The 13015-nt window shown below is 61.5% G+C and carries 11 protein-coding genes; 5 read left to right on the top strand and 6 right to left on the bottom strand.

What is annotated here, in order from left to right; genetic code table 11:
* The first annotated feature begins 57 nt into the window (after window positions 1-57).
* Both tig and F2982_RS00685 read left to right on the top strand, forming a co-directional pair.
* Window positions 58-1533: a trigger factor gene (tig, locus tag F2982_RS00690; protein WP_112711602.1), complete on the top strand. Its 1476-nt coding sequence runs from the start codon at window positions 58-60 to the stop codon at window positions 1531-1533.
* 178 nt (window positions 1534-1711) lie between these two features.
* A complete protein-coding gene (locus F2982_RS00685) occupies window positions 1712-2239 on the top strand; it encodes a PAS domain-containing protein (protein ID WP_246777488.1) in 528 nt (175 codons plus the stop codon).
* A 6-nt stretch (window positions 2240-2245) separates the two neighbouring features.
* On the opposite strand, the gene sthA is transcribed toward F2982_RS00685, so the two are convergent.
* The 6 genes from sthA to phaC form a co-directional block, all read right to left on the bottom strand.
* Complete coding sequence (gene sthA, locus F2982_RS00680) at window positions 2246-3652, bottom strand: Si-specific NAD(P)(+) transhydrogenase (RefSeq protein ID WP_112711603.1); 1407 nt, start codon at window positions 3650-3652, stop codon at window positions 2246-2248.
* A gap of 101 nt (window positions 3653-3753) precedes the next feature.
* Window positions 3754-4344, bottom strand: coding sequence for a dual specificity protein phosphatase family protein (locus tag F2982_RS00675; protein ID WP_203428963.1), 591 nt, complete (start codon window positions 4342-4344; stop codon window positions 3754-3756).
* 82 nt (window positions 4345-4426) lie between these two features.
* Window positions 4427-5236 carry a DNA repair protein RadC gene (radC, locus tag F2982_RS00670; protein ID WP_203428962.1) on the bottom strand — a complete coding sequence of 270 codons (810 nt, stop codon included), beginning with the start codon at window positions 5234-5236 and terminating at the stop codon, window positions 4427-4429.
* A 7-nt stretch (window positions 5237-5243) separates the two neighbouring features.
* Entirely contained in the window at window positions 5244-6080 is an 837-nt protein-coding gene (map, locus tag F2982_RS00665) for a type I methionyl aminopeptidase (RefSeq protein WP_203428961.1), read from the bottom strand.
* Window positions 6081-6238: 158 nt separating this feature from the next.
* On the bottom strand, window positions 6239-7501 hold the full coding sequence (locus F2982_RS00660) for a DUF2778 domain-containing protein (protein WP_203428960.1): 1263 nt from the start codon (window positions 7499-7501) through the stop codon (window positions 6239-6241).
* 191 nt (window positions 7502-7692) lie between these two features.
* The gene (gene phaC / locus F2982_RS00655; RefSeq protein ID WP_203428959.1) at window positions 7693-9525 is read right to left on the bottom strand and encodes a class I poly(R)-hydroxyalkanoic acid synthase; all 1833 of its coding nucleotides are present in this window, start codon (window positions 9523-9525) and stop codon (window positions 7693-7695) included.
* 152 nt (window positions 9526-9677) lie between these two features.
* Between phaC and F2982_RS00650 the strand changes: the two genes are divergently transcribed.
* From F2982_RS00650 to F2982_RS00640, 3 genes are all read left to right on the top strand, one after another.
* Window positions 9678-10094, top strand: a complete 417-nt coding sequence (locus F2982_RS00650; RefSeq protein ID WP_203428958.1) for a hypothetical protein — start codon at window positions 9678-9680, stop codon at window positions 10092-10094.
* A gap of 222 nt (window positions 10095-10316) precedes the next feature.
* A complete protein-coding gene (locus tag F2982_RS00645; protein WP_203429988.1) occupies window positions 10317-11534 on the top strand; it encodes an LL-diaminopimelate aminotransferase in 1218 nt (405 codons plus the stop codon).
* Between the two features lie 64 nt (window positions 11535-11598).
* Window positions 11599-12921, top strand: a complete 1323-nt coding sequence (locus tag F2982_RS00640) for a homoserine dehydrogenase (protein ID WP_203428957.1) — start codon at window positions 11599-11601, stop codon at window positions 12919-12921.
* Window positions 12922-13015: the final 94 nt, after the last annotated feature.

Here is a 13015-nt window from a genome sequence, read left to right as displayed (position 1 = left end):
GCTCATCGAAACGAAGGCGTCTGGGCACGGCCGCCAACGAAATGAAGGTAGGAAGACATGCAGGTTATCGAAACGCTCGCTGAAGGGCTGAAGCGCGAAATCAAGGTCGTTATCCCGGCCAAGGACATGGAAAGCAAGCTGAACGAGCGTCTTGCCGACGTTAAGGACAAGGTCCGCATCAACGGCTTCCGTCCGGGCAAGGTACCGCCGGCTCACCTGAAGAAGGTCTACGGCAAGTCCATCATGGCCGACCTCGTCAACGAGATCGTTCGCGAACAGCCGACCCAGATCCTCTCCAGCCGTGGCGAAAAGTCCGCCACCCAGCCGGAAGTCGCCATGACCGAAGACAAGGACGAGGCGGAACAGATCCTCTCCGCTGAGAAGGACTTCGAATTCACGCTGTCCTACGAAGTTCTGCCTCCGATCGAACTGAAGTCCACCAAGGGCATCAAGATCACCCGCGAAGTCGTCGACATCTCCGACGACGAAGTCAACGAACAGGTCCTGAAGGTCGCTGAAAGCGCCCGTTCCTACGAAACCAAGAAGGGCAAGGCTGCCGACGGCGACCGCGTCACGATGGATTACGTCGGCAAGGTTGACGGCGTTGCCTTCGACGGCGGCACCGATCAGGGCGCTGAACTCGTTCTCGGCTCCGGCCGTTTCATCCCGGGCTTCGAAGACCAGCTGGTCGGCGTCAAGGCTGGCGACGAAAAGACCATCACCGTGACGTTCCCGGCCGATTACCCGGCCAAGAACCTCGCTGGCGCTGAAGCCACCTTCGACGTCACCGTCAAGGACGTTGCTGCTCCGGGCGAAACCGAGATCAACGACGAACTCGCAAAGAAGCTCGGCCTGGAATCGGCTGACCGCCTGCGCGAAATCGTCCGCGGCCAGATCGAATCGCAGTACGGCTCGCTGACCCGCCAGAAGGTGAAGCGTCAGATCCTCGACCAGCTCGACGAGATGTACAAGTTCGAGACCCCGAAGTCGCTGGTTGACGCCGAGTACAACGGCATCTGGAGCCAGGTGAACAACGATCTCGCCCAGTCGGGCCGCACCTTCGAAGACGAAGGCACGACCGAAGACAAGGCACAGGAAGAGTACAAGACGCTCGCTGAGCGCCGCGTCCGCCTCGGCCTCGTTCTCTCCGAAATCGGCGAAAAGGCCGGTGTCGAAGTGTCCGAAGACGAAATGCAGCGCGCTATCTATGAGCAGCTGCGCCAGTACCCGGGCCAGGAGAAGCAGATTCTCGACTTCTTCCGCAGCCAGCCGGGTGCCGCCGCTTCGATCCGCGCTCCGATCTTCGAAGAGAAGGTCATCGACCATCTGCTGACCGAGATCGACGTCACCGACAAGAAGGTCACCAAGGAAGAGCTGCTCGCCGACGAAGAAGGCGAAGGCTCGGACAAGGACGCCAAGAAGGCCCCGAAGAAGAAGGCAGCTGCCAAGGCTGAAGCTTCGGAAGGCGAAGAAGCAGCTCCGAAGAAGAAGGCTGCTCCGAAGAAGAAGGCTTCCGAAGGCGACGCCGAATAATCGGCAGATCCGATCAGGATTTCGAAAGGCCTCGCCTCGCGGCGGGGCCTTTTTCTTTGTCGGCAAGCGTACTGACTTACAGGCTGTGAAGAAGTTTCATATTTGCTAATCAGTGTCTTGCGGTGTGAGGCCTATCCTCTACACTTCAGGATTGCGTCGATATGCAGAGGGGAAAATCGTGGCCTTCCAGAACAGCGCCATCGAAGGCGAGGCCGATAACGGTCTGGCTGCGGAATCCGGTTTCTTCACCTGGGATATAGCGTCCAACCTGCTTTATGCGGATGGCGCCGTGGCTGATCTCTTCGGGCTCGACTATCACACCGCCGAGCGCGGGCTGCCGCTCGAGAATTATATCGAGCGCATTCACCCGGAAGACCGGCCGGGCGTCGCCGCGACGATCCACCAGACGATCACCACCGGCGAGCCCGAGCAGCAGAGCTACCGGACACGCCAGGTCGATGGCACCTATTCCTATGTCATGGTGTTCGGTCGCTGCTTCCGCGACCGCAGCGGCGTTCCGCATCTCTATGCCGGGATCGTCTGTCCGGTGTCGGAAGAGCCGATGCTGACAAGGCCCCTGGTGAAATATTGCCTGACCGCCTATGACATCGCGGTGCGTGAGGGCAACAAGGCCGTCGCACAGCATCTCTTGGCGGCTCTGGGCGAGCTCGACTGGATGAAACCCGACAATATGCTGGCGAACTGAGCCGGCTCAGAGTTCCGACTTGATGTCGCCCATGCGATTCCAGGCGTCGAGGCCGGCAATCTTGTAGGCTTCGGCGAGCGTCGGATAGTTGAAGGTATTCTCGACGAAATATTCGACGGTGCCCTTCAGGTTCAAGACGGCCTGGCCGATATGCACGAGTTCGGTCGCTCCTTCGCCGACGATGTGAACGCCGAGCAGGCGGCGGGTCTTCAGCGAGAAGATCAGCTTCAGAAGGCCGGTATCGAGACCCATGATGTGGCCGCGCGATGTCTCGCGGAAACGGGCAATACCGCATTCATAGGGAATGCCGCGCTCCTTCATTTCCTCCTCGGTCAGGCCGCAGGTGGAGATTTCCGGAACGGCATAGATGCCGTAGGGGAAGTATTTGGGCGGCTCCTTGGCGACGGCGCCGACAGCAACGCGCGCCGCGATGCGGCCCTGTTCCATCGAGGTGGAGGCCAGGCTCGGGAAGCCGACGACGTCACCGGCCGCATAGATGCCGGGAACGGAGGTCTCGAAGGTTTCCGGATTGACCTTCAGGCGGCCGCGATTGTCGGCCTCGAGGCCGATCGCCGGCAGGTTCAGCGTGTCGGTGGCGCCCATACGGCCGGCCGCGAAAAGCACCATGTCGGTCGTCAGGTGGCGGCCGTTGTCGAGCGTCAGCTGCACCTTACCGTTATCGAGCTTCTCCACCTTGTCGGCCTTCTGGCCGAGCAGCAGCTTCATGTTGCGGTCGCGCAGCTGGTAGGTGAAGTCCTCGACGATCTCCTTGTCGATGAAATCGAGCATGGTGGACTTCGGATCGAGCAGGGTGACGGCGGTGTCGAGCGCGCTGAAGATCGTCGCATATTCGATGCCGATAACGCCGGCGCCGATAACGACCATCGAGCGCGGCAGTTCCTCGATATCGAGCAGCTCGTCGCTGTCGATGATGGTCTTGCCGTCAAAGGGCATATAATCAGGGCGGAATGGCTTGGTGCCGACGGCGAGCAGAACGCTGTTGGCTGCCACCTGAATGGTCTCGCCGTCGTCCTTGACGACCTGCAGCGTCGAGGCGTCAACGAAGCTCGCCTTGCCGCGCATGTGCTGCACGCGGTTGCGGGCGAACTGGTGTTCGAGAACTTCGACTTCGTGGTCGAGGGTGATCAGCAGGCGGCGGCGCAGGTCCTCGGCGCTGATCTCGTCCTTGACGCGGTAGGCGCGGCCGTAGAAGCCGCGTTCGCGCCAGCCGGAGAGATTGAGCGCCGTTTCGCGCAGCGTCTTCGAGGGGATGGTGCCGGTGTGAACCGAGACGCCGCCGACGCGTTTGCCCTGTTCGATGACCAGAACCTTCTTGCCGAGCTTGGCAGCCTGAATGGCGCCGCGGCGGCCTGCGGGACCGCTGCCCACAACAACGAGATCGTACTGGAACATGGCTCAGCCCCGGCTTGGAAGAGGAATCAGATATTGCGCCGCAAAATGTCGCGCATTCACCGGTATCTGGTCAATGTTACAGATGCTTTAAGGGGCAGGTATCAGGAATCACCGAAGCCAAGCAGGGGTTCCATTTTCTCGAATGTTATGTCCATCGGAAAAGCATGCGAGAAAGAGTAGGGGATGTGGCCGTAGCGCAGCGACAGCTGACCCTCCGCAACCTTCTCGCTCTTGCGGGCAATGGCGGCGAGATAGAGCGCCGAGGCAAGGCCCGTCCGGTCGGCACCGGCCTGGCAATGGATCAGCAGCGGCTTCGGCGCATCGCGCATGATGGCGATCAGCTGCATCGCCTGGTCGGGCGTCAGCTCCGTCGACGAGTTCATCCGGAAATCGATATGCTTGATGCCGAGCGCGTTCGACTGGGCGATCTCGCTGTCATACCAGCCGTGCTTCTCGTTCTCGCCGCGCAGGTTGAGGATCGTCTTGATCCCGTACTTGCCTTCGAAACGAGCGATCGCTGAGGCCGACGGCTGCGAGGAGCGGTAGACCTCACCGGCAACGACGGCATGGAAATTGTCGGTCGCCAGCAGATAGAGATAGTAGCCGCCGATCAGGACGGCGAGCAGGCCGAAGACGTTGAGGATGCGTTTGGTAATCGGAGAAACGGTCAGACGCGGAAATGCCAATGCCATCGAAATCTCTAGCTCGAGTCGCGCTGCGGAATATGCAGCACGCACTCTCTGCGAGCCGAAACTGACACTCACCTGAAAGGGATCAGATTAGGCGCAAGCCCTTGAGGCTGGCATGCCCGTCCTTGCCGATGATGATGTGATCGTGAACGGTGATGCCGAGCGGCTTTGCCGTATCGATGATCATCTTCGTCATGTCGATATCGGCACGCGAGGGCGTCGGATCGCCGGAAGGGTGATTGTGGACGAGGATCAGCGCAGTGGCGGAGAGCTCCAGGGCACGCTTCACCACCTCGCGCGGATAGACCGGCGTGTGATCCACCGTGCCGCGCCCCTGCACCTCGTCGGCGATCAGCGCGTTGCGCTTGTCGAGAAAGAGAATGCGGAACTGCTCGCGTGCTTCATGGGCCATCGCCGCATGGCAATACTGGATCACCGAAGACCAGGAGCCGAGCACCTGCTTGTTGCGCAGCTCGCTCTTTAGCGTGCGCTGCGCTACGGCGGAGACGAGCTTCAGATCGAGCGCCACAGCTTCGCCGACACCCTTGACCTCCTGCAAAAGCGCGGCCGGCGCGCCGAAGACGGCAGCAAGCGTTCCGAAGCGGTCGAGAAGCGCCTTGGCGATCGGCTTGGTGTCGCGGCGCGGGATCAGCCGGAAGAGCAGCAGCTCGAGGATTTCATAGTCGGCCAGCGCGCCGTCGCCATTCTCGCGGAAGCGGTTGCGCAATCTCTCGCGATGACCGTGGTAATGCTGCTCGCCACCGATCGATGGCGGCGCGGTCTTTGCGACGGAAGCGGGCTTGGTTGGCTGTTCTGCAAAGAACAGGCGTTCGTCGACGGGAAGATCGTCGAAAGGCAGTTCGTCATCGGAATTGAGAACAGGCCCTTTCGCCATCTTTGCTTTACCCGTTGAGCGGCGGCAGACCGGGGCGGTCGAGATCACCCGGCGAAAGCGTGAAGATCTCGCAGCCGGTGGCCGTTACTCCGACCGTATGCTCGTACTGCGCCGAGAGCGAGCGGTCGCGCGTCACGGCGGTCCAGCCGTCCGCCAGCACCTTCACATGCGGACGTCCGAGATTGATCATCGGCTCGATCGTGAAGATCATCCCTTCGCGCAGCTCAGGGCCTTCGTTGGCCCGGCCGTAATGCAGGATATTCGGCGAATCGTGGAACAGGCGGCCGACGCCATGTCCGCAAAAGTCGCGCACGACGGAGCAGCGCTCGGCTTCCGCATAGGTCTGGATCGCCTCGCCGATCGCGCCGGTGCGCGCACCCGGCCGCACGGCAGCGATACCGCGCATCAGCGATTCATGCGTCACTTCGAGGAGGCGCTCGGCGGCGCGCTTGATCTGCCCGACCGGATACATGCGACTTGAATCGCCGTGCCAGCCATCGACGACGAAGGTGACGTCGATATTGACGATATCGCCCTCACGCAGCGGCTTGGCATCGGGAATGCCATGACAGACGACATGGTTGATCGAGGTGCAGGTCGATTTCGTATAGCCGCGATAATTCAGCGTCGCCGGATGGGCGCCGTTGTCCATGCCGTATTCGAACACGAAACGGTCGATCGCATCCGTCGGCAGGCCGGGCTTGACGATGGATGCCAGCTCGTCGAGGCAGCGTGCCGTCAGCTGACAGGCCTTGCGCATGCCTTCGAAAGCGTCGGGGCCATAGAGCCTGATTGCGCCGGTATTTTTCGGCGGCGCCGTGGCGGCTTCGATATAATTCACCATTGCAGGGCCTTAGCGGAAATTGTCCTTGTCGTACATAATGCAGCTATGCCGGGTTCGTCCATCGCGATCAATGGGCGCGTCGGCGATTTGTGTCATCTCAACGCAGAAGAGGCGGCCGGTGGCGCGGCCGCCTCTTCTGTCTTGCATCGAAATTGCGATCAGGAGCGGCGCGAGAAGAGCGACGCCAGCGTCGACTTCGGCGAACCGGCAGAGGTGCCGCTATATTTCGGAACGACGACCAGCTGCTTGATCTCACCGCGCTTGAAGGCGGCCAGGAAGCGCTTGTAATCCTTGAAGGAAACGCAGCCGTTGGAGTCGCCGCGCTTGCCGAGCATGTAGGTGTGGGCAAGCAGGCCGACGCGATTGTGGATGGCGCCGGCGCCACCGACCGGATGCAGGCGGATCGCCTCGACACCGTGGAACAGCGCTTCACGCATCTGAAGGTTATAGGTATGCGGCGGCGTCGGGCCGCGCATCTTCTGGTCGACGAAGCGCGGGTTGTCGCGCATGTTGCCGAGGCCCGAATGCGCCTCAAGGCGATCGCCGTTCGGCATGTAAACGGTACCGGCCGAAATGTCGTAGACGGCAACACCTGCGCGGGCGATCGGCGTCAGCGTTGGCTTGCCGACCTTCGGCATATCGTCTTCGATGTCTTCGTCATCGACCTTGGCATAGGCAAGCGCCGTCTCCGGTGCATTGGCCGCCGTCTTCGGACGGTTCGGGCGGGCCATCGGCAGCGGTACCTCGCCGCCGTCGGAGAGAACGAGGCCGAAAGGTTCGTCGGAGGCGGCGACACCATCGGCGAGCGCGGTCTCGATCGGGGAAGCGGCGGGCGTCGGGCGCGGCTGCGGCATTGCTTCGGCGGCGGCCATGGTCGTTGCGGGTTCAGGCGCCTTGACGGCTGCGACCTGAACCTGAACCGGAGCGGGCAGGGCGGCCGGCGTCGTCACGGCCGGGATCGGCGCGGCGCTGGCGAGTGTCTCTGCCTGCTGCTTCAGCGCCGAAGCGATCTCGCTGCCATTGTTGCGCATGGCAAGCAGCGAAAGTCCGCGGCGCTGCATCAGCGCTACCATGTCCTTGGAGGATTTTGCGGGAACATCCGCCGTCATGCGGTCGGAAACGGTCGTTTGGCCGGGAAGCCGGGAAAACTTGCTGACGTGAACGAGGGCCTGCGCGGCGCCGGCATTGTGATGCGCATGCGCCTTCGGAGCGATGGCGATATCGGCAAACAGGCTCTTGTCTTCGTTGGCAGGCATTGCCGACGAATGCATCGTGGCAACCGATGCCAGTGTCCAGGTCGATACAGCGGCCCCCAGGCCGATGGCAGCAATGACCGGAAGAGCCCGGAAAAGCTTGGCAGAGCCGAAAATTGCCCAGCCGAAAGGGTTAGCGCTTTCACGCGCCTCGACAGCAAACGCCATATTACTCGGTTTCCCAACGCGTCACTAATACCGGCAGCTTACGCAGGACGCTTTAGCCGGAGCCGATAATGAAGCAACAGGGCCTAAATGAGGCACAGCGCAACTAATCCGCTGTTAGTAACTATGGGCGATTATGGTTTCCAATTCCTTTATGCGGCAAAGGAAATGGACGGCGCCGTTTCAAAAAAAGCCTAGGCCCGTTCCATCACGTAGCTGCCCGGTGCTTCTTCGATGGCATTGAGCGACGCGCCGCCGGGCTTGCGGGCGGGAACACGCTTGCCGTCCTTGGCCTCGATCCAGGCATGCCAATGCGGCCACCATGAGCCCGCTGTCTCCTCGGCCTTGTCGAGCCATGTGTCATAATCGCCCTTGGCGGGGCCGCCGGTCCAATACTGGTACTTCTTCTTGTCTGGCGGATTGACGACGCCGGCGATATGTCCCGAGCCGGTGACAACGAAATCGACCTTGCCGCCGAAGAACTGGCTGCCGAGGAAAACCGACTTTGCCGGAGCGATATGGTCCTCGCGGGTCGCCAGATTGTAGATCGGGATCTTCACGTCCTTCAGGGACACGGTTCTGCCGTCGAGCACCATCTGGTCGGCGGTCAGCGCATTTTTGAGGTAGCAGTTGCGCAGGTAGAAAGCGTGGTTGGCCGCGGCCATCCGGGTCGAATCGGCATTCCAGAACAACAGGTCGAAGGGCATCGGCATTTCGCCCTTCAGGTAGTTGTTGACGAAATAGGGCCAAATCAGCTCGGAAGCGCGCAGCATGTTGAAGGCCGTCGCCATCTTCGACCCGTCGAGATAGCCGACCGATTGCATATGCGCCTCGAGGGCCTGCAGCTGCTCCTCGTCGACGAATACCTTGAGATCGCCTGCGTGGGTGAAGTCCACCTGCGTGGTAAACAGCGTCGCCGAGCGGATCCGCTTGTTCTTCTCTTTGGCATGAAGCGCTAGCGTTGCGGCAAGCAGGGTGCCGCCGACGCAGTAACCGACGGCGTTGACGTCCTTTTCGCCGGTCGCCTTCTCGATCGTCTCCAGCGCGAAATCGACGCCCTCGCGGGCATAGGCCGTCCAGTCCTTTTCCGCATGGCGCGAATCGGGATTGACCCAGGAGATGACGAACACCGTCTGGCCCTGATCGACGCACCACTTGATGAAGGATTTCTGCGGATTGAGGTCGAGAATATAGAACTTATTGATCCACGGCGGGCAGATCAGAAGAGGGCGCTTCAGCACCGTCTCGGTCGTCGCCTCATACTGGATGATCTGGCAGATGTCGTTCTGGGCGATCACCTTGCCCGGCGTCAGCGCCATGTCGCGGCCGACGGCGAATTTCGTCATGTCGGTGTGGCGAAGCTTGAGATCGCCATGGCCCGCCACGATATCCTCGGCCAGCATCTTCATACCGCGCACCAGGTTCTCCCCACTGCTGGCGATGGTCTCTCGGTAGAGCTGCGGGTTGGTGGCGACGAAATTGGTCGGCGAGAGCGCGGCGGTGATCTGCTTCACATAGAAGCCGGCCTTGTGCTTGGTGTGCTCGTCCAGCCCCTCGGTCTGCGTCACCATCTTCTCCGCCCAATCGGCGGTGATGAAATAAACCTGCCGCAGGAAGTCGAAGAACGGGTTCTTCTCCCAGTCCTGATCCGAAAAGCGCTTGTCCTTGCGGTCGGGCTCCGGCTCGGCGGCCTCGCCCTGCATGCGCTGCATCGAGCGCATCCAGACGCCGAAATAGCTGCTCATCAGCTGCGTCTGCGCCTCGAAAGTGCGGCGCGGATCGGACATCCAGTATTCGGTGATCTTGGACAGCGTCTTGACCATGTCGGTCATCGGCTCGGCGATCTTGTCGTTGACATCGCCGCGTTCGCGCGGTGCCAGCCATGCAGAAGCGGCCTTGCCGAGATTTTCGAGCGCGCGGGCGAAATTCACCGCCATCGCCTCGGGATCCTTCATCATGTAGGGATCGAGGTTGGTCGCATCGAAGCCTTGCGGCTTGTCCGTCTCGCCTTTCTTGCTGTCGGTCACGCATGTCCTCCGGCGGCAGCAATCATCTGAAATCAATTTGTACATCGTGCCGGAACGAGAAAACAAGTTCAACACAACGCCGCTCATGCTATTGCTTTGTTGCTGCGACAAATTTAACAGTCGCAGTGGCTTCAGGATTTGGAAGATCTGGCATGACGAAGAACGGCAACTCTGGCATCGCAATCGCAACCCGCATGGCATTCATTGCCGCGGCCGCGGCGATGACGCTTGCCGGTTGCTCGTCGACGCCGGAAGAGAAGGCAGCACTCGCCGCCAAGCGAGCGGCCCCCACGGCGGTCGTGATGACCGCCACCAAGGGTGAAGCGCCGGTCGAAAGCGGACTTTCGCATTCGCCGGACGGCTATCCGTCCTTCGGCGCTCCGCTGACGGCCGCCAACGTTCAGATGAACGACGACGAAGCCAAGAGCCTGCAGGCAAAGCTGACCGCGCTCGGCGCACAGCGCAAGGCGGGTACGATTTCCGAGGCCGAGTATCAGCGCCGCGTTGCGGAATACCGCAAGCTCGCCGCCGATCATGGCACCGACACACTCTCGGAAATCACCAAGTAGGCCTTGCCTTTCAGGCAATTTGCACGCAAAGCCTTCCGCACTGGCGGGAGACATGAATTTTCCCGATAATGCTTCGCAGCTGCGGCATCCGTCAAAGAATCGCCGCCTGCAGACAGTCTGATGAATACGGCGCATGCGATTCTGAAGTTCGTATCGCAAGCAGCCGGGAACAGGACGAACTTCGAGCGCGGCCACGGCGGCCGCATTTCCATGGGGAATGAAATGGAAGAGTTTCACAAAGTCCGGCGTTTGCCGCCTTATGTTTTCGAACAGGTCAACCGTTTGAAAGCAAGCGCGCGAGCGGGCGGCGCCGATATCATCGATCTCGGCATGGGAAACCCTGACCTGCCGACCCCGAAAGCGATCGTCGACAAGCTCTGCGAAGTGGTCCAGGACCCGCGCACGCATCGCTATTCGTCCTCCAAGGGCATTCCCGGCCTTCGCCGCGCGCAGGCCGCCTATTACGCTCGCCGTTTTGGCGTGAAGCTCAACCCGGATACGCAGGTCGTCGCGACCCTCGGCTCCAAGGAAGGCTTCGCCAACATGGCGCAGGCGATCACCGCGCCGGGCGATGTCATCCTCTGCCCGAACCCGACCTATCCGATCCATGCCTTCGGCTTCCTGATGGCAGGTGGCGTGATCCGTTCGATCCCGGTCGAGCCGGACGAGAACTTCTTCGCGCCGCTCGAGCGCGCTGTGCGCCACTCGATCCCGAAGCCGCTGGCACTGATCCTGAACTACCCGTCGAACCCGACGGCCTTCGTCGCGACTCTTGATTTCTACAAGGACGTCATCGCCTTCGCGAAGAAGCACGACATCATCGTCCTCTCGGATCTTGCCTATTCGGAAATCTATTTCGACGGCGAGCCGCCACCCTCCGTTCTTGAGGTGCCCGGCGCGATCGACGTCACCGTCGAGTTCACCTCGATGTCGAAGACCTTCTCTATGCCCGGCTGGCGCATGGGCTTTGCCGTCGGCAACGAGCGCCTGATCGCCGCGTTGACGCGCGTCAAGTCCTACCTCGATTACGGCGCCTTCACGCCGATCCAGGTGGCGGCGACCCACGCGCTGAACGGCGACGGCTCCGACATCGCCGAGGTGCGCAACGTCTACAAGCGCCGCCGCGACGTCATGGTCGAAAGCTTCGGCAAGGCCGGCTTCGAAGTGCCGCCGCCGGCAGCGACGATGTTCGCCTGGGCGAAGATCCCGGAAAAATTCCGCCATCTCGGCTCGCTCGAATTCTCCAAGCTGCTCGTCGAAAAGGCCGATGTGGCTGTGGCGCCGGGCATCGGCTTCGGCGAAATGGGCGATGATTACGTTCGTCTCGCACTCGTCGAGAACGAACACCGCATCCGCCAGGCTGCGCGCAGCATCAAGAAATTCCTGTCGACGGCCGACGAGACGATGCACAACGTCATCTCGCTCAACGCACACCGCTGATAGAAACCTCCCAATCGGCAGCCGCGGTCCGCGGCTGCCACTCATGAACATTCAGGATCGCTTCATGGCAGACGCCCTCAAAATCGGCATTGCGGGTCTCGGTACCGTTGGTGCCTCGCTCGTCCGTATCATCCAGCAGAAGAGCAACGAGCTTGCCGCCACGTGCGGGCGTCCGATCCACATTACGGCAGTCACGGCCCGTGACAAGAACAAGGACCGCGGCATCAATCTCGGCGGCATCACCTGGTACGATACGCCGGAAGAGCTGGCTGCCAAGGCCGATATCGACGTTTTCGTCGAGCTCGTCGGCGGCTCCGAGGGGGCGGCCAAGGCTTCGGTCAAGGCAGCACTCGACCGTGGTCTCCATGTGGTGACTGCCAACAAGGCGCTGCTTGCCTATCACGGCGTCGAATTTGCCAGGATCGCCGAGGAGAAGGGCTCGCTGCTCAACTTCGAAGCGGCTGTCGCAGGCGGTATCCCTGTCATCAAGGCGCTGCGTGAATCGCTGACCGGCAATTCGATCTCCCGCATCTACGGGATCATGAACGGCACCTGCAATTACATCCTCACCAAGATGGAGAAGGAAGGCCTGTCCTTCGCCGATTGCCTGGCTGAAGCCCAGCGCCTCGGCTATGCCGAAGCCGACCCGGCTTTCGACATCGAAGGCAATGACACCGCACACAAGCTGTCGATCCTGACGACGCTCGCCTTCGGCAACCAGATCGCGGCCGACGACATCTATCTCGAGGGCATCACCAACATCTCCATCGAGGATATCCGTGCGGCCTCCGATCTCGGCTACCGCATCAAGCTCCTCGGCGTTGCCCAGCGCACCGATACCGGCATCGAGCAGCGCGTTCACCCGACGATGGTGCCGGTCGATTCCGTCATCGCCCAGGTCGACGGCGTCACCAATGCCGTGGCGATCGAATCCGACATTCTCGGCGAACTGCTGATGGTCGGCCCCGGGGCCGGCGGCAACGCAACGGCGTCGTCGGTTCTCGGTGACATCGCCGATATCGCCAAGAGCCAGCCGGGCGCCCAGCGCGTTCCGGTTCTCGGCCACCCGGCCAAGTCGCTCGAGCCTTACCGCAAGGCGCAGATGCAGAGCCACGAAGGCGGCTATTTCATCCGCCTGACGGTTCTCGACCGCACCGGCGTCTTCGCCAGCGTCGCCACCCGCATGGCCGAAAACCAGATCTCGCTGGAATCGATCGTGCAGCGCTCGCAGCAGCATCTTTCGCCCTCGCATCACCAGACGATCATCCTCGTCACCCATGCGACGACCGAGGATTCTGTCCGCAAGGCCGTCGCCGCCATCAAGGGCGAGGGTTACCTTGTCGGCGAACCGCAGGTCATCCGCATCGAGCGCCCCAAGGAAGACTGAGGGTAACGGCAACCCGGGCGTTGCCAGCCGCTTCCAGCCTGCATAAATGTGCTCGTAGAATTATTGCCGCCCCGTCACGGGGCGGTGACATGAT

Origin of the sequence: Rhizobium sp. BG4 (assembly GCF_016864575.1) — a bacterium.
Lineage (GTDB): Bacteria > Pseudomonadota > Alphaproteobacteria > Rhizobiales > Rhizobiaceae > Rhizobium.
Note: the sequence above shows the minus strand (reverse complement) of the source record. Positions and strands in the feature narration are given on the sequence as shown.